We start from the raw sequence: 16,980 nt of genomic DNA, 5'->3' as shown, positions 1-16,980 counted from the left end.
ACGAAGGGAAGCACAGCCATGCGATTTTCCAGGAAGCTCCTCGGCACGGCCGCCGTCGGCGCCGCCGTCGCCCTCCTCGCGACCGGATGCGCCTCGGGCGACGGCTCGAACGACTCGGCCGCGGCCGAGAGCGAGTACGACGACGTCCTCGAGGTGAACTTCGGGTACATCCCCGACTTCAACGGCACGAGCCTGCTCGCGATCGCCGAGGACCAGGGCTACTGGGAGAAGTACGGCCTCGACGTCGAGACGCCGTCCTTCACCAACGGCCCCCTCCAGATCCAGGCGCTCGGCACGGGCGACCTCGACTTCGGCTACATCGGGCCGGGCGCCTTCTGGCTGCCCGCGAGCGGTGAGGCCAAGATCGTCGCCATGAACACCCTCGGCCAGTCCGACCGCGTCGTCGGCCAGCCCGGCAACGAGTCGATGGAGGACCTCCGGGGCAAGACGGTCGCGGTGCCCGAGGGCACGTCGGGCGACATGATCCTGACCCTCGCACTCGAGGACGCGGGCATGACGAAGGACGACGTCGAGCTCGTGCCCATGGAGCCGTCCGCGATCGTCTCGGCGCTGGCATCCGGCCAGGTCGAGGGCGCCGGCTTCTGGTACCCGGCCCTCGCCACCGTGAAGGAGCAGGTGCCCGATCTCGTCGAGATCGCGCAGAACTCCGACTTCGAGGACACCGTGGCGTTCCCGACCGCGTTCGTGGCCGGCAACGACGTCGTCGAGAACGAGCCCGAGAAGGTCGACCGGGTGCTGAAGGCCCTGCGCGACGCGATCACGTTCCGTTACGAGAACCCCGACGAGGCCGTCGAGCTGACGGCGGCGTACAACGCGCTCGACCCCGAAGCCGTGGCCGCGGATGCCGCGAACAACAAGGTGCTCTCGCTCGAGGAGCTCGACACCCTCACCGAGGACGGCACCGTCGACTCGTGGCTGAACGGCATGCAGGACTACTTCGTCGCGGCCGGCAAGCTGACCGAGGTCGCCGAGCCGTCGTCGTTCTACACCGGCGACCTGTTCCTCCAGGCGGGCGAGTAATCACGCCATGAAGCCGAGCAACATCCTCTTCCTCATGACCGACCAGCACCGGGCCGACACGCTCGGGGCGTACGGCAACGCGATGGCGGCGACGCCGGTGCTCGACGAGCTGGCCCGCACGGGCACGCGCTTCGACCGCTGGTACACGCCGACCGCGATCTGCACGCCGGCTCGCGCGAGCCTGCTGACCGGCCAGGCCCCCTTCCGCCACCGTGTGCTCGCGAACCACGAGCGCAACGTCGGCTACCTGGAGGACCTCGCCGAGGGCAGCTTCACGTTCGTCGAGGCGCTTCGCGAGGCGGGCTACAACACGGGACTCGTCGGCAAGTGGCACGCCGGCACCGAGAAGAACGCCGCGGACTTCGGGTTCGACGGCCCCGACCTTCCCGGATGGCACAACCCCGTGGAGAACGAGGACTACCTCGGCTACCTGGCGGAGCACGACCTGCCGCCGTATGCGATCAGCGACCGCATCCGCGGCACCCTGCCGAACGGTGGGCCGGGCAACCTGCTGGCTGCCCGGCTCCACCAGCCGGTGGAGGCGACGTTCGAGTACTACCTCGCGACGCGCACGATCGAGCTGCTCGAGCGGTACGCCGCCGACGGCGAGCGCGACGGCACGCCGTTCTTCCTCGAGCTGAACTTCTTCGGCCCGCACCTGCCGTACATCGTGCCGAACGAGTACTTCGACCTGTTCGACCCGGCCGACATCGAGCTGCCGAAGTCGATCGCCGAGACGTTCGAGGGCAAGCCGCCGGTGCAGCGCAACTACAGCGCGCACTGGACCTTCGACACCATGCCGATCGAGGTGACGCGCAAGCTCATCGCGGTCTACTGGGGCTACGTCGCGCTCATCGACGAGCAGATCGGACGCGTCATGGCCGCGCTCGAGCGGCTCGGCCTGGTCGACGACACGGCCGTGTTCTTCACGTGCGATCACGGCGAGTTCACGGGCGCGCACCGGCTGCACGACAAGGGCCCGGCGATGTACGAGGACATCTACCGCACGCCCGGACTGCTCCGCATCCCGGGCGGCCCGGCCGGCCAGGTCCGGACCGAGTTCGTGAGCCTGCTCGACTGCACCGCGACGATCCTCGAGCTCGCGGGGATCGACCCGTCGCCGGCGGTCGATTCGCGCAGCCTCGTGCCGCTCGTCGCGGGCGAGCAGCCCGAGTGGGCCGACGACATCGTGTGCGAGTTCCACGGCCACCACTTCCCGTACCCGCAGCGGATGCTCCGCAACGACCGCTACAAGCTGGTCGTGAACCCGGATTCGGTCAACGAGCTCTACGACCTCGAGCGCGACCCCGACGAGCTGCAGAACGTCTACGGGCATCCCGAGATGAGGGGCGTCCGGGACACCATGATGCAGCGTCTCTACGGGCTCCTCCGTGACCGCGGCGACAACTTCTACCACTGGATGACCACCATGTACGAGGTCGGCGAGGTCGACTACGACCCGACGCAGAGCGGGCTCGACGAGACGACCTACCAGGCCGGCGAACGAGCGGATGCCGCGGCATCCGTCACGCCCGTCGCACCGGCCCGTAGCGAGCGGCGGTCCGCATGACGGAGCAGCGTCGACCGAACATCGTCATGATCCTCACCGACGACCATGGGTCGCAGGCGATCGGCGCGTACGGGTCGGTGCTGAATGCGACGCCGCGCATCGACGAGATCGCATCGAGCGGATGGCGCTTCGACCATTGCTTCGCGACGAACGCGCTGTGCTCGCCGAGCCGCGCGTCGATCCTCACGGGCACGTACAGCCACGTGAACGGCGTGTCGACCCTCGTGACCCCGATCGACGCGAGCCAGCCGACGTTCGTGTCGCAACTGAAGGCCGCGGGCTACCGCACCGCGATGGTCGGCAAGTGGCACATGGGCGAACACGAGGGCTCCACGCCCGAGGGCTTCGACTACTGGGACATCCTGATCGGCCACGACGGCCAGGGCGAGTACTGGGATCCGCTGTTCCTGTCGGCCGAGGGGGAGCGCATCGTCGCGGGCTACGCGACCGATCGCATCACCGACCTCGCGTTCGACTGGCTCGACTCGCTCGAGGGCGACGACCCGTGGTGCGTCCTGATCTACCACAAGGCGCCGCACCGGCCGTGGGAGCCCAAGCCCGAGGACCTCGAGCGGTTCCGGGGTCGGGTGCCCGTGCCGTCCACCTTCTGGGACGACTACGACACGCGGTCGTCGTCGACCCGGCGGGCGCTCATGCGCCTGGCCGAGAACCTGAACGAGGAGGACCTCAAGGTCGCGCCCCCCGAGGGTCTGTCGTACGAGGACCTCGCGCTCTGGAAGTACCAGCGGTTCATGGAGGACTACCTCGCCTGCGTGGCATCCGTCGACGACAACGTGGGCCGCGTGATCGACCGGCTGCGCGAGCGCGGCGAGTTCGACGACACGCTGCTCATGTACGCATCCGATCAGGGCTTCTTCCTCGGCGAGCACGGATGGTTCGACAAGCGTTTCATGTACGAGGAGTCGCTGCGCATGCCGCTCGTGCTGAGCTGCCCGCGGGCCCTGGAGGGCGGCCGGGTGTTCGAGGGCATCGTGACGAATGTCGACTTCGCGCAGACGGTGCTGGATGCCGCGGGCGTCGCGCCGCACGAGCGCATGCAGGGCCGCTCGTTCTGGGGCGACCTGCTCGGCTCGCCGGTCTCGCCGCCCGCTGAGGGCATGTACTACCGGTACTGGGAGCACGACGACGTGTTCCACCACGCGCCCGCGCACTACGGCTACCGAACGCACCGGTACAAGCTCATCTACTACTACAACGACGGGCTCGGCCTGCCCGGCACGGGGCCCTTCACCTACCCGCCCGAGTGGGAGCTCTACGACCTCGAAGCCGACCCCGAGGAGCTGCGGAACGTCGCGCACGACCCCGCATACGCGGAGATCCGGGCCGACCTCGAACGCGCGATGTGGATCGAGCAGGCGCGCCTCGGCGACGCCCCGCACCCGAGCCAGCCGCGCCCTGTCGGGCTGCCGGAGGCGCAGCAGCGCGGCGACCGAGCGAACGTCTGAGGTACCTCAGGCGAGTCCGAGCCGGTGCCGCGGCCGAAGATACGACACCCTTCCGATACGCCGGTCCCACCTCAGCGAGGAGGCTCTGTGCAGGTGGTCGTCCACCGCAGACCACGAAGGGATCGGGATCATGGACCTCGCACACGGCTTCCTCGCACAGCAGATGACCGCGCACGACCAGCGCACCGCCGAGCTCCACGCCGAACGCCGCAGCATCGTCGCCACCCGGCGCGAGGCCGCCCGCGCCGAGCGGGCGGCCCGCGTGCGTGGCGGCGCGGGGTTGCGTGCGCGCCTCCACCTCGGTCAGGTGCGCGGCGCGCACTGACGGCCCTCAGTCGCCGGCGTTCACCCGCACCGACGGGATCCACTCGACCTCGACGCTCGTCGGATCGATGCCCGCCGCGGTGAGGCGATCGGTGAGGTCCGAGACATCCGGTGCCTCGTCGCCGCCCGTGATGCGCACCAGGTACGACAGGGCGGAGACGTAGTCGACCGAGATGACGTCGAGGTCGTTCGTCAGGGCCCACGCCTCGGCCGCCTGCGTGATGTTCGATTCCTGCGTGTTGAGCGCGGTGGTCACGAACGTCGAGAGCCCGAGCGGGATCGCGACGAGGACCAGCATGCCGGCGATCGCGATGTTCGATCGCCGGCGGTTGACGGCCTTCACGCCGGGGGGTGGTGTCACCGTGCCGATCCGACCCCAGCGCTGCACGCGGTAGATCGCCATTATCACGACACCGGTGCCGAGGATCGCCGCGACGTTCGCGATGAACAGGATGAGCGAGCCGATCGAGCTGCCCCAGTCGCCCGATTCGGCCGCGATGCCGACGACGACGAGCGGCGGCACGAGCGAGATCGCGATCGCGACGCCCGGCAGGGTGTCGGAGATGTCCTTGCGGACGAGGGCGATCGAGCCGACCGCACCGGTCGCGAGCGCGGCGAGCAGGTCGATGAGGCCCGGGGTCGCGCGGGCCGCGACCTGCGAGTTGGTCTGCTCGGTGATCGGCGACGGGGCCAGGAGGCCGACGCCGTAGCCGATGGCGATCGCTGCGGCCGCGCCGCCGATCATCAGGAGTAGCGACAGCGTGAGGTTGCGTCGGTCGCCGAGCACGGTCGCGAGCATGGTGCCCTGGATCGGCAGCATCATCGGGGCGACGATCATCGCGCCGATGACGGTCGCGGTCGAGTCGCCGACGACGCCGGCGGCCGCGATGACCGACGAGAGCGAGAGCAGGATCCAGAACCGCTGGATCTTCCGCGTGCGCCGCGGCCCGTCGAAGAACACGGACTCGCGCATGTCCTCGATGCGGTTCAGCGCGTCGGACGGCGGCGGCGGGTAGATCGGCTCGGGCTCAGCCGGCGATGGCTGCGACATGGATGGCTCCTCGGCTCGATCCGGGCGGTGCCCGGTGCTGAGCAGAGACTACGACGGGCCCGCCCCCGAAGGGGACGGGCCCGCCGTGTCATCCGTGCCGGATTCGGGATGCCTCAGCTCACGGGTTGACGACGTGGACCGTCATCGTGCCGCCCGTGGTCTGGTCGGTCACCGTGACCTCGACCCCGGCGCCCGCGACGATCACGCCGCCGAGCGGGTTCGACGAGTGGAAGAACGCGTTCACGTCGGCGTCGCTGAACGTCGCCGTCTGCTGCGTCTCACCCGTCGAGCCGACCGCGGCGATGTAGTCCACCGCCTGGCTCTTGCCCTTGCCGACGAGGACCTCCTTGTGCAGGGAGACCGCGTCGATCGTCTGCAGGCCGAAGGTGGCGTCGAACGGCTGGCGGCGGTTGCTCGGCGCCGAGCCGTCCTCCCAGGTGAACTTCGCGGGGTTGGCGTCCACCGGGAGCGCGAGGCCGTGACCCTGGTGCTCGATGGTGTTGTTGTCGCTGTACGCCTCGTCGATCGCCCACACGAGCATGCCGTCCTGGAACGGGAAGTGCTCGACGTGGTCGGGCGCGGTGTACGCCCTGTCGAACTGGTAGGGGCCGTGCTCGAGCGTCGCGTCGTAGTCGACGTAGGTGCGGTTCTCGACGAGGTAGTAGCGGTCGCCCTCGCTCGTCTCGGTGCCGGTGCTCCGCTTGAAGCCGCCGCCCGCTGCCACCCAGCCGTTGTCGCCCGACTCGACGTCGTCGGTGAGCAGCGTGGTGCCGCCGCTCTTGATGACGAGGTCGTCGAGGAACGCGCCGGCGTAGTGCACGCCGCCGTCGGTCTGGTAGCGGAACCGGAACTGCGTGTTCGCGTCGCCGCCGGGAACGCTGTACCGAAGGTTCGACCACCGGCCGTTCGAGGAACCGTCGAGCGGCTTGCCGACCTGCGTCCAGTTCTGGCCGCCGTCGGTCGAGTACTCGGCGTACAGGTAGTCGTAGCCGGCCTCGATGTCGTACCAGGCCTTGGCCGTGACGGTCGCCGAGCGCACGCCGCTGAGGTCGAGCGTGCGGGTCAGCGTCGTGTTCAGGTCGTCGGCGCTGCCGGTCCACCACGCGTACTCGCCCGAGTTCGGCGACGTGTAGGTGCTCTCGATGCCGGCGTCGGCGACGTCGATGACGAGCGCCTGCTCCTGGTCGGCGACCTGGCGAGCGGCCGGGCTGAGCGTGAACTCGCCGGCGTCGCCGGTGCCCTCGCTCACGACCGCGTAGTCGAGCCAGCCGAGCTGGAGCTTCTCCCACGGGCCCATGTAGTTCGGCGTGGTGCCGATGTCCTCGCCGCCGTCGCCGAGCCACGAGCCGCTGGACATGAGGGTCCAGAACGACGTCGAGTTCTCGCCGCCCGCGGTGTCGTAGAAGTCGGGCAGGCCGAGGTCGTGCGCGTACTCGTGCGCGAACACGCCGAGGCCGCCGTTCTCGGGCTCGACCGTGTAGTCGCCGATCCAGATGCCGGAGTCGCCGATCTCGGTGCCGCCGAACTTCACCTGCGTGTCGCCGACCATCGGACCGGTCTGGCCGAAGTCGGTCGAATTGACGTACCAGCGGTGCGACCAGATCGCGTCCTCGCCCTGGGCGCCGCCGCCGGCGTCCTCGCCCTCGCCGGCGTGCACGGCCTGGAAGTGGTCGAGGTAGCCGTCGGGCTCGTCGAAGTTCCCGTCGCTGTCGAAGTCGTAGCGGTCCCAGACGTCGAAGCTCGCGAGCTCGGCGCGGATCTCGTCGGGTGTCGCGCCCTCCGCGACGCGCGACGCGTACCACGCGTCGGCCGAGTCGGCGATGAACTGCCAGGCGCCGCCGTAGTCCTCGACGCTGTTGTCGCCGTAGGTCGAGGCGTTGCCGGGCACCTGCACCCAGTCGCTCACCTCACCCTCGACGGTGTAGTTGCCCGAGGACTGCTTCGCGTAGAAGTCGGCCATCGAGTCCTCGGGACCGAAGAACAGGTCGTCGTAGTAGGCGCTGTCGAAGTCCTCGCGCCAGTGCGTGCTGTTGTTCACCGTGCGGTCGGGCTCGGCGATCTCGTTGTGCAGCGGTCCGGGCGTCGTGCCGAGCTTGCCGCTGCCCTGGTCGCCGAACTCGGCGAGGATCGTGAACAGGCGGCCGCTGCCGCTGACGGCGGCCTCGTAGTACTTGTCGTCCGCGACCTCGACGACGCCGTCCTCGCCGGGCGAGGCCTGGCCCGACAGGATGAGCTCCTGCGCGGCCTTCCGGCGCTCGTCCTGTCGCTGCGTCAGCGGGCCGGGGCGGTTGTCGGGTCGGGCTTCGGCGGCCGCCGTCGAATCGGTGGGGGAATCGTTCGCGGGTGCGGCGATCGCGGCCGGTCCGAAGGCGGCTCCGGCGACCATCGTCGCGCTCGCTGCGGTCACAGCGAGCCATCCGCGCGTGCGTTGCTTCACGTGCGCTCCTTACAGGGAATTCGCCCGGGATTCCCGGGCAAGTGAGAGGGACGCTAACACGCACCCCCGTCCGGGGGGAAGGGTACGGAACGGTGTTGACGAAGCCTCAGGAACGCGGCAGCCAGCGGTCGAAGTACCTTCGGTCGTCGCGTGCGAGGTCGCACGAATCGCGTCTCCGGTTCGAATCGGACGTCGATTCGTGCGACCTCGACCACGATCGCCGAATGCGTTCAGGCGGCCGTGCGCTGCGTCTCGACGAGGTCGCGGAGCGCGTCGACGAGCGGCGTCGTGGGCCGTCCGATGAGCCGGGCGAGGGTTCCGCCTGAGCCGGCCAGGTCGCCACGCGCGATGCCCTCGTCGATGGCGGCGACGAAGCCCGCCGTCCCCTCGTCGAGGCCGGCGGCGACGAGTGCGGCGACCCGCTCCGCCGGCGTCTGGTCGACGAACGTCACATCGCGACCCAGCACCTCGGATGCCGCGGCCGCGAGCTCCGCGAAGGTCCAGGGGGCGTCGCCGCCGAGCTCGTACACCTCGCCGACGTGGCCGTCCTCGAGGAGCACGACGGCTGCGGCCTCGGCGTAGTCGCGGCGGGGTGCGGACGCGACCCGACCCGAGCCCGTCGCGGCGGCGATCACGCCCGTGGATGCCGCGACCGCGACATCCTGCGCGTAGTTCTCGGTGTACCAGTTGTTGCGCAGGATCACGGCCGGGACCCCGACCTCGGCGATGACCTCCTCGGTGCCGCGGTGCTCGGCCATGAGCGAGAGCTCGCTCGTGGCCGCCTTCGGACCGCTCGTGTACGCGAGCTTCGCGACCCCGGCGGCCTTCGCGGCCTCGATCACGTTGCGGTGCTGACCGATGCGCTCGCCGAAGGCGGTGCCGGAGATGAGCAGCAGCGCGTCGACGCCCTCGAGCGCGGGCGCGAGGGTGTCGGGGCGGGTGTAGTCGAGTTCGACGGTGCGGATGCCGCGTGCCGCGAGGTCGGCGAGCATCGCCGTGTCGCGGGCGCCCGCGATCACGTCGGCGGGGGCGGCGCCCCGCTCGAGCAGCGCCTCGACGACGAGGCGGCCGAGGTGGCCGGAGGCGGCGGTGACGAGGATGGTCATGGGGACTCCCTTTCGATCGGTTCACCGAGGCCAACCGGAGCGCATCGCCATGCCTTCCCTTCCGAAGGTACCCACTTTCAAGTAAGGTACACACGTGACGGTGAGTCTTGCGCAGATCCGGGAGCGATCCGGCGACGTCTTCCTCGACGGGTGTCCGACCCGCGTCGTGCTCGACCACATCATGAGCAAGTGGGGCGTGCTGGTGCTCCTCGCGCTCACCGACGGCACGCTCCGCTGGGGCGAGCTCCGCCGCGAGGTCGAGGGCATCAGCGAGAAGATGCTCGCCTCGACGCTGCGCACGCTCGAGGCCGACGGGCTGGTCGCCCGCACCAGCTACCCCGAGGTGCCGCCGCGCGTCGAGTACGCGCTCACCGACCTCGGCCGCGACCTGATGGACCGCATGCTCCCGCTCGTCGAGTGGGTCGCCGCGCACGCCGACCGCATCGTCGTCCGGTGATCGCGCGCGGCTCGGTTCCGCTCGCGGCGCTCGCCGATCGTGCGTCCGGCGTGCTCGCCGAGGCATCCGGCGGTCGTGTGCTCATCGGCATCGCGGGCAGTCCCGGCGCGGGCAAGAGCACCCTGGCCAGCGCCCTGGCCGACGCGCTGCGTGCGCGACTCGGGGTGACGGATGCCTCCGGGCCCGCCCCGGCCGCGATGGCCGTGCACCTGCCGATGGACGGCTTCCACCTCGCCAATGCCACACTCGACCGCCTCGGCCTCCGCGGGCGCAAGGGCGCGATCGAGACCTTCGACGGCTGGGGCTTCCTCGCCCTGCTCGACCGCGTCCGCCGCGAGACCGACCATGTCGTCTACGCTCCCGGCTTCGACCGCGCAATCGACGAGGCGGTCGCCGGGCAGATCGCGGTCGCCGCCGGTGCGCGCGTCGTGGTCGTGGAGGGCAACTACCTTCTCGCAGACGGCGAGCCGTGGCGTCGCGTGCGCGCGCTGCTCGACGAGTGCTGGTTCGTGGCGGCGTCCGATGAGGAGCGGGAGCGGCGACTGGTCGCGCGGCACACGGCCGGCGGGCGGTCGCCCGCGGAGGCCCGCGCCTGGGCGCGCGAGGTCGACGGCGCGAACGCCCGCGCCATCGAGGCGGCGCGATCGAGGGCGGACCTCGTCGTGTCGGGAACGACCTGGACGCCCGTGACCTGACTCGGCCGGGCGACGGAGTCAGTCGGCCCGGACGCGGTCGCCGACCATGATCCGCGGCTCGTTCGTGCTCGCGACCGCGGGTGCGTCGGGGTCGACGTCCTCGAGTTCGGGGATGATCCGGATGCCGAACCAGGTCGCGCCGTCCCACTTCCGGTGGCGCGCGAGCGTGCGGATCGGCTCCTTCCCGCGAGCGAGGGTCACGGGATCGACCTGCGTCATCACGCAGCGGTCGCAGACCTCGCCGAAGCGGAAGCGCACGCCGCCGATGCGCAGGTGCGTCCACGCATCCTCGGCGAACGGCACGTCGCCGTCGATCACGACGTTCGGCCGGAAGCGCACCATGTCGAGCGGCGGCACGTCCTCCGGCGTCCACGCGTCGAGCTGCGCGAGCGAGGCCGCGCTCGTGAGGAGGAGCGGTCCCGCGTCGGCGAGCGTGAGCGCGTCGCCGGGTCGGCCGCCGTGCGTCGGGTTCACGGGCCGCTCGCGCGGTTCGGGCTGCCACACGAGCCGGAGCGGCATCCGCAGTCGTTCGCTGAGCCACGAGTCGGCCTCATCGCCCGCGGGCAGTGCCTCGCGCTGGCGCGAGTGACCGACGGGGATCGGCGCGGCGCCGATCGGCGGGTCGACGCGCAGCGGTTCCCCATCGCCGGGCGCCGCGAGGAGCAGCCCGCCGTCGGCGAGCGGTTCGGCCGTGAGCCCGAGCAACGCGTTGACCTCGCGCGCGGTCACGGGCGTGCCATCCGGATCCACGACGGCCCACCGCCGATCGCCGACGAGCCCCCACGGCCGCACGATCGCGGAGCCGACGTCGAGTCCGGCGAACGACTTCACCGGGTAGATGCGGAGGCGGGTCACGCGCATCCGCTCACGCTAGCCGACGTGTCGTCGGCGCGTGCGAGCATGGACGACATGCCCGCCGACCGACCCCACGACTGGCGTGCGGCGCTCGCCGGGCTCGACGCGGCCGCGGGCGCCGCCGCGACCGATGAGACGGCGGACGCCGCGTCCGCGCGCGGCACGGGCGACCTCCGTCCGCTCGGCCTCCAGTTCGAACTGCGGCGGCGGATCACGAGGCGCAGCGGCGAGTGGCGCGGTCCGCGCGACGAACCCGCACGGCGCGCATCGGCGGTCGACCGGCTCGCGGTGCGCCCGGTGGCGCAGGGCGCCCGCGGCGCCTGGATCAAGAACGGCCTCACCTGGCAGAACATCGCGTACCAGGCGTCCTCGGCGGGCGTGGATCCGGCGCAGTCGCGCTGGTTCGCCCAGTTTGCGCTGCTCAAGGGCACGTCGCCGTCGGTGCACGTCTACGGCTCCGAGTGGATCACGCTCGACGAGTTCGAGAGCCCGCTGCTGTGGGCGCTGCTCACCGAGGCCGAGCGGCTCGGCATCGCGCTCGTCGGGTCCGATGTCACGCCGACGGTGGTGATGCACGTCGCGGCCTCGCTCGAACTCGACGCGAGCCGCGCGGACGGCGACCTCGCGCTGACGCCGACGCTCAGGATCGACGGCGAGCCGCGACCGCTGGCGCCCGGAGCCGCCGGCGGCATCCGTCCCATCGCCGGCCACGGCCTCTACCGCTTCGACCTCGATGCCGGGCTCATCGAGCTCGCGCCCGTGCCCTCGGCTCTGGGCAGCGCCGAACTCGCCCTGCTCGCCGCATCCGATCCGATCCGCGTGCCCGCCGCCGAGGTGCCGGAGTTCCTCGCCGCTCATGTGCAACCGCTCGCCCGCACGCTCGCGATCACGAGCCGCGACGGCACGTTCGAACTGCCGCCCGCGCCGCCGGCGACGCTCGTGCTCGACGCGCGCTACGAGCCCGACGACGTGCTGCGTCTCGCCTGGCGGTGGGAGCACGCCGATGGCCGCGTCACCGAGGTCGACCCCGCGGCGGAACCCGACCCCGAGCTCGACGACGACCTCGTCGCCCGCGTCGCCGACCTGCTCGGCTGGGTGCCGTTCGACGCCGTGCTGCTGCGCGGCATCGACGCCGCCGAGTTCGCGGTCGAACGGATGCCGCGCCTCGAGGAACTCGCGACGACCGGGCCGAGCCCCTTCCGCATCGACGTGCGCGGCGAACGCCCCGACTACCGCGAGGCGACCGAACGGCCCGAGCTCGCGGTCTCCCTCGTCGAGAGCCGCAAGCGCGACTGGTTCGACCTCGGCGTCGTCGTGACGGTCGGCGGCCGGACGGTGCCGTTCATGCCGCTCTTCCGCGCGCTCGCGACCGGCCGGAAGCGGCTGCTGCTCGTCGACAAGTCCTACCTGTCGCTCGACCTGCCCGTCTTCGACGAGCTCCGCGACCTCATCGAGGAGGCCGGCACGCTCGAGGAGTGGGAGACGGGCGTCCGCATCCACCGCAGCCGGTCGAGCCTCTGGGCCGACTTCGAGGACCTCGCGGATGTCGCCGAGCCCGCGCTCGAATGGCGGGCGACGGTCGCGGGACTCGAGCACGGCACCGTGCCCGACTTCCCGCCTCCGGCGGGCCTCGCGCTCCCGCTCCGCCCGTACCAGCTCGACGGGTTCCGCTGGCTCGCGTTCCTCCACGCCAACCGGCTCGGGGGCGTGCTCGCCGACGACATGGGCCTCGGCAAGACCGTGCAGTGCCTCGCGCTCGTGCAGCACGCGCGGGAGGCCGCATTCGGGGGTCGAGTGACAACCGGTGGTCGAGTCGCAGCCGACGAAGTCGGCCGCGTATCGAGACCTCCCCACCCGGACACCCTGGACGCTCCGCCCCACCCCTTCCTCGTCGTCGCCCCGACCTCGGTCGCGTCGAACTGGGCCCGCGAGGCGGCACGGTTCACGCCCGGCCTGCGGGTGGCCTCCGTCACCGCGACGACGGCGAAGCGGCGCCGGAGTCTCGCCGAGGTCGCGGCCGGCGCCGACCTCGTCGTGACGACCTACGCCGTGCTCCGGCTCGAGGCCGAGGAGTTCGGCGACCTCGAGTGGGGTGGGCTGATCCTCGACGAGGCGCAGTTCGTGAAGAACGCGGCCACGCGCGTGCACGAGGCGGCCCGCGGCATCCGCGCGCCGTTCCGCATCGCCGTCACCGGCACGCCGCTCGAGAACCACCTCGGCGAGCTCTGGGCGATCCTGCGGATCGTCGCACCCGGGCTGTTCCCGTCGCGGCGCGCGTTCGACGAGCGCTATCGCCGGCCCATCGAGGAGGACCGCAACGCCGAGCGCCTCGACCGGCTGCGCCGGCGCATCCGCCCGCTCGTGCTGCGCCGCACGAAAGAGGCCGTCGCGCCCGAGCTCCCGCCGAAGCAGGAGCAGGTGCTCGAGGTCGACCTCGCACCCGAGCACCGGCGGCTGTACGACGTGGTGCTCCAGCGCGAGCGGCAGAAGCTGCTCGGTCTCGTCGACGACCTCGACCGGCAGCGGTTCATCGTCTACCGGTCGCTCACGCTCCTCCGGCTGCTCGCGCTCGACGCCACGCTCGTCGACGCCGAGCGGCACGCGGGCATTCCGTCGGCGAAGCTCGACGCGCTCTTCGAACAGCTCGACGACGTGCTCGCCGAGGGCCATCGTGCGCTCGTCTTCAGCCAGTTCACGTCGTTCCTCGACCGGGTGACCGAACGGCTGGATGCCGCGGGCGTGCCGTACGCGCATCTCGACGGGTCGACGCCCGCGCGCCGCCGCGACGAGGAGGTCGCGCGCTTCCGGGCGGGCGAGGCCTCCGTCTTCTGCATCAGCCTCAAGGCCGGCGGATTCGGGCTGAACCTCACCGAGGCCGACTACGTCTTCCTCACGGACCCGTGGTGGAACCCGGCGAGCGAGGACCAGGCCGTCGACCGCGCCCACCGCATCGGGCAGGACAAGCAGGTCATGGTCTACCGCCTCGTCGCTGCGGGCACGATCGAGCAGAAGGTCATGGAGCTCAAGGCCAGGAAGGGCGAGCTCGCGGCATCCGTGCTCGACGGCGGTGACGACGACGCCGACACCTTCGGCGTCTCGAGCCTCGACGTCGACGACCTCCGCGGCCTCCTCGAGGGTTAGGCCGCGGCGGACCGGACCGAATCCTCCTGCTCGGCCAGCCGCTCCCGCTCCGCCGCTCGCAGTCGGCGGATCCACTTGTCGCCCTCGACCGCCACGACGACGAAGAGCAGCAGCACGATGCACTCCAGCCACTGCCATCCCGTGAGCGAGACCGTGCCGAGCAGCCGCTGCAGGAAGCCGAGCTCGGTCGAGAGCACGATGATGAGCACCGGCCACACCAGGAACCTCGAGATGGCGGCGATCGGCGGCACCAGGCCCGACTCGGGGGAGCGCCGCATGAGCAGCGCGCTCAGCACCGTGCCCAAGCCGACCACGACGTACGCCATCGTCATCGAGGCGGTCGGCTCCGTCGCGCTCGGTACGTCGGGGCCGAGGACCAGCGGAACGAGCGTGACGAGGAAGATCACCGCGCCGTAGCCGAGCCACTCGGCCACCGAGTGCGGGTTCACGATGCCGAGCTTCGGGTTCCGCGGCGGTTCCTGCATCGTCGCCGGCGGCGGCGCGTCGGCCGCGATCCCGAGCACCGCGAACAGCGTCACGAAGAAGTTGAGGAACAGCACCTGCGTGGGGAAGAGGGCGACACCGTCGGCGATCTGGAACGCGCTGGCGGCGAGGAACAGCAGGATCAGGCTGATCAGCTGCGTCATCTGGAAGCGCAGGTAGGCGGTGATCTTCGCGTACACGATCCGGCCGAGCTCGACCGCGTGCACGAGCGTCGAGAAGTCGTCGTCGGTGAGCACGAGCTTCGCCGCCTGCTTGGTGACCTCCGAACCCGACCCCATCGCGACGCCGACGTCGGCCTGCTTGATGGCGGCCGCGTCATTGACGGCGTCACCCGTCATCGCCACGATCTCGCCCTGCGCCTGCAACAGCCGCACCAGTCGCAGCTTGTCGTCGGGCGTGACCCGGCCGAACACGTGCAGGTCGGGCAGGCGGCGGGTGAGCTCCTCGTCGCTCATCGCCTTCAGGTCGGCGCCGCTCACCGCGCCCGGGCCGAGTCCGAGCTCGCGCCCGATCGCGCCCGCCGTGACCGCGTGGTCGCCCGTGATCATGCGCACCTCGATGCCGGCGCTCGCCGCGACCTCGACGGCGAGCTTCGCCTCCGGCCGCAGCGGATCGACGATGCCGACGAGCCCGATGAGGGCCAGCTCCTGCACCCACGACATCGGGTCGGCGGCGATCCTGCCCTCGTCGGCGTCGTCGACGAACCGGGCGGCGAACGCGAGGGTGCGCAGGCCCGTCGCGGACATGTCCTCGAGTTCAGCGGTCGCCGCGCCGGCGTCGACGGGCACGAGGTCCCGCTCGGTCGTGAGCATCGTCGTGCAGCGACCGAGGACCACGTCGGGCGCGCCCTTGACGAGCAGCACCAATCGCAGCTCGCCGCGCACCGGCATCCGCTGCAGCGTGGCCATGAACTTGTAGTCGGAATCGAACGGCACCTCCGCCAGGCGCGGATAGTCGCGGCGCGCGGCATCCGCATCGATGCCGAGCTTCGCGCCCAGCACGATGAGCGCCGCCTCGGTCGGGTCGCCGACCACGACGCCGTCCGGCGACACCGTCGCGTCATTCGGCAGGCTGATCGCGAGGCCCAGGGTCGCGGCTTCGACCGGCTCGTCCGTCGCGCCCAGCATGCGGCCGTCGAACGAGTACCCCTCACCGGTGACGCGGAAGTGATCGCCGCCCATCCACGCCGTGCGCACCGTCATCTCGTTCATGGTGAGCGTGCCGGTCTTGTCGGAGCAGATCGCACTCGTCGCCCCGAGGGTCTCCACGTCGTTCAGCGACGCGACGATCGCGCGCTGGTCGGCGAGCTTCGACGCACCCCACGAGAGCAGGCTCTGCACGAACACCGGCAGGCCGGTCGGGATCGCGGAGATCGCGACGGCGGTGCCGAGGAACAGCAGCTCGGTGACGCTCTGCCCCCGCACGGCGCCGATCACGATGATCACGAGCACGGCGCCCCACGCGATGATGCCGAGCACCTTCGTGAGGCCGTCGAGCTCGCGCTGCAGCGGGGACCTGCCGGAGCCGACCTCGGTGAGCATCGACGCGATCCGACCCATCTGGGTGCGCATGCCGGTCTCGACGACGAGCATGCGCGCCGTGCCGCGCGTCACCGAGGTGTTCTGGAACACCATCGACGTGCGATCGGCGAGCGCGGTGCCGGGGTCGTTGGGCGTCGGGCTCTTCGCGATCGGCAGCGACTCGCCCGTGAGCGCGGACTCCTGGGTCTCGAGGTTCGCCGCCCGGAGGATCCGACCATCGGCGGGCACCAGGTCGCCCGCCTCGAGGTCGACGAGGTCGCCCGGCACGAGGTCGGTGGCGTCGACCTGGCGGATGGACCCGTCGCGCAGCACGCGCGCCTGCGGGGTCTGCAGCTTGGCGAGGGCGTCGACGCTGCGTCGCGCCTTCAGCTCCTGCCGCGTGCCGCTGACCACGTTGTAGAGCACGAGGATCCCGACGACGATCGCCGTCGAGACCTGCCCGATCAGGAGCGACACGATCGCGACCGCGATGAGCATGAGGGTCATCAGCTGCGTGGTCTGGGTGAGGGCGATGCGCCAGGCGCTCGGCGGCGGTGCGCTCACGAGCGCGTTCGGCCCGACGTCGGCGAGGCGCGCGGCGGCCTCCGGTGCGGCGAGCCCCCGCGAGCCGTCGCTCCCAGCCTCGGCGAGCGCCTCCTCCGGCGGGAGCGACCACCAGGCGATGCCCTCCTCGTCGGCCGACCGCGCGTGCGATGCCCCTGGCTGCGTGTCGATGCTCACCGGACCTCCTGGGAACTCGTCTGGCCACACCCTAGCGGCGCGGCGCATCCGGCACAGCAGAATGGACGGCGG

General features: G+C 71.2%; 12 protein-coding genes. 7 read left to right on the top strand and 5 right to left on the bottom strand.

What is annotated here, in order from left to right; genetic code table 11:
- Positions 1–18 precede the first annotated feature (18 nt).
- The 4 genes from ACIQH8_RS07295 to ACIQH8_RS07280 all read left to right on the top strand — a co-directional run bounded on the left by ACIQH8_RS07295 (position 19) and on the right by ACIQH8_RS07280 (position 4,402).
- Positions 19–1,041, top strand: a complete 1,023-nt coding sequence (locus ACIQH8_RS07295) for an aliphatic sulfonate ABC transporter substrate-binding protein (RefSeq protein ID WP_400996554.1) — start codon at positions 19–21, stop codon at positions 1,039–1,041.
- Positions 1,042–1,048: 7 nt separating this feature from the next.
- A complete protein-coding gene (locus tag ACIQH8_RS07290; RefSeq protein ID WP_400996552.1) occupies positions 1,049–2,611 on the top strand; it encodes a sulfatase-like hydrolase/transferase in 1,563 nt (520 codons plus the stop codon).
- A complete protein-coding gene (locus ACIQH8_RS07285) occupies positions 2,608–4,077 on the top strand; it encodes a sulfatase (RefSeq protein ID WP_400996550.1) in 1,470 nt (489 codons plus the stop codon). Before ACIQH8_RS07290 ends, ACIQH8_RS07285 begins: the two co-directional genes overlap by 4 nt.
- 130 nt (positions 4,078–4,207) lie before the next feature.
- A complete protein-coding gene (locus tag ACIQH8_RS07280; RefSeq protein ID WP_400996548.1) occupies positions 4,208–4,402 on the top strand; it encodes a hypothetical protein in 195 nt (64 codons plus the stop codon).
- Between the two features lie 6 nt (positions 4,403–4,408).
- On the opposite strand, the gene ACIQH8_RS07275 is transcribed toward ACIQH8_RS07280, so the two are convergent.
- The 3 genes from ACIQH8_RS07275 to ACIQH8_RS07265 all read right to left on the bottom strand — a co-directional run bounded on the left by ACIQH8_RS07275 (position 4,409) and on the right by ACIQH8_RS07265 (position 8,995).
- Entirely contained in the window at positions 4,409–5,452 is a 1,044-nt protein-coding gene (locus ACIQH8_RS07275) for a DUF389 domain-containing protein (RefSeq protein WP_400996546.1), read from the bottom strand.
- A gap of 118 nt (positions 5,453–5,570) precedes the next feature.
- Positions 5,571–7,889 carry an immune inhibitor A domain-containing protein gene (locus ACIQH8_RS07270; RefSeq protein ID WP_400996544.1) on the bottom strand — a complete coding sequence of 773 codons (2,319 nt, stop codon included), beginning with the start codon at positions 7,887–7,889 and terminating at the stop codon, positions 5,571–5,573.
- 230 nt (positions 7,890–8,119) lie between these two features.
- Positions 8,120–8,995 carry an SDR family oxidoreductase gene (locus ACIQH8_RS07265; protein WP_400996542.1) on the bottom strand — a complete coding sequence of 292 codons (876 nt, stop codon included), beginning with the start codon at positions 8,993–8,995 and terminating at the stop codon, positions 8,120–8,122.
- A 94-nt stretch (positions 8,996–9,089) separates the two neighbouring features.
- Here ACIQH8_RS07265 and ACIQH8_RS07260 point away from each other — a divergent pair, with 94 nt between their 5' ends.
- Entirely contained in the window at positions 9,090–9,452 is a 363-nt protein-coding gene (locus ACIQH8_RS07260; RefSeq protein ID WP_400996540.1) for a winged helix-turn-helix transcriptional regulator, read from the top strand.
- Positions 9,449–10,147 carry a nucleoside/nucleotide kinase family protein gene (locus ACIQH8_RS07255; protein ID WP_400996537.1) on the top strand — a complete coding sequence of 233 codons (699 nt, stop codon included), beginning with the start codon at positions 9,449–9,451 and terminating at the stop codon, positions 10,145–10,147. Before ACIQH8_RS07260 ends, ACIQH8_RS07255 begins: the two co-directional genes overlap by 4 nt.
- An 18-nt stretch (positions 10,148–10,165) precedes the next feature.
- Here the strand turns inward: ACIQH8_RS07255 and ACIQH8_RS07250 are convergent, their stop codons facing one another.
- Entirely contained in the window at positions 10,166–11,008 is an 843-nt protein-coding gene (locus tag ACIQH8_RS07250; RefSeq protein WP_400996534.1) for an MOSC domain-containing protein, read from the bottom strand.
- Positions 11,009–11,056: 48 nt separating this feature from the next.
- Between ACIQH8_RS07250 and ACIQH8_RS07245 the strand changes: the two genes are divergently transcribed.
- Positions 11,057–14,143: a DEAD/DEAH box helicase gene (locus ACIQH8_RS07245; protein ID WP_400996532.1), complete on the top strand. Its 3,087-nt coding sequence runs from the start codon at positions 11,057–11,059 to the stop codon at positions 14,141–14,143.
- Here ACIQH8_RS07245 and ACIQH8_RS07240 read toward each other — a convergent pair.
- Positions 14,140–16,908 (bottom strand): cation-translocating P-type ATPase, encoded by a 2,769-nt coding sequence (locus tag ACIQH8_RS07240; protein ID WP_400996530.1) that lies wholly within the window; start codon positions 16,906–16,908, stop codon positions 14,140–14,142. The two genes, ACIQH8_RS07245 and ACIQH8_RS07240, sit on opposite strands and share 4 nt — an antisense overlap.
- Between the last annotated feature and the right edge of the window lie 72 nt (positions 16,909–16,980).

The organism is Agromyces sp. GXQ0307 (assembly GCF_044769845.1).
Taxonomy (GTDB): domain Bacteria; phylum Actinomycetota; class Actinomycetes; order Actinomycetales; family Microbacteriaceae; genus Agromyces.
This window is presented reverse-complemented; position numbering and strand designations above follow the sequence as displayed.

Coding starts and splice junctions, on each gene's coding strand:
- ACIQH8_RS07275 (WP_400996546.1), bottom strand. CDS start 5,452: ATGTCGCAGCCATCGCCGGCTGAGCCCGAGCCGATCTACCCGCCGCCG.
- ACIQH8_RS07265 (WP_400996542.1), bottom strand. CDS start 8,995: ATGACCATCCTCGTCACCGCCGCCTCCGGCCACCTCGGCCGCCTCGTC.
- ACIQH8_RS07290 (WP_400996552.1), top strand. CDS start 1,049: ATGAAGCCGAGCAACATCCTCTTCCTCATGACCGACCAGCACCGGGCC.
- ACIQH8_RS07285 (WP_400996550.1), top strand. CDS start 2,608: ATGACGGAGCAGCGTCGACCGAACATCGTCATGATCCTCACCGACGAC.
- ACIQH8_RS07250 (WP_400996534.1), bottom strand. CDS start 11,008: ATGCGCGTGACCCGCCTCCGCATCTACCCGGTGAAGTCGTTCGCCGGA.
- ACIQH8_RS07280 (WP_400996548.1), top strand. CDS start 4,208: ATGGACCTCGCACACGGCTTCCTCGCACAGCAGATGACCGCGCACGAC.
- ACIQH8_RS07245 (WP_400996532.1), top strand. CDS start 11,057: ATGCCCGCCGACCGACCCCACGACTGGCGTGCGGCGCTCGCCGGGCTC.
- ACIQH8_RS07295 (WP_400996554.1), top strand. CDS start 19: ATGCGATTTTCCAGGAAGCTCCTCGGCACGGCCGCCGTCGGCGCCGCC.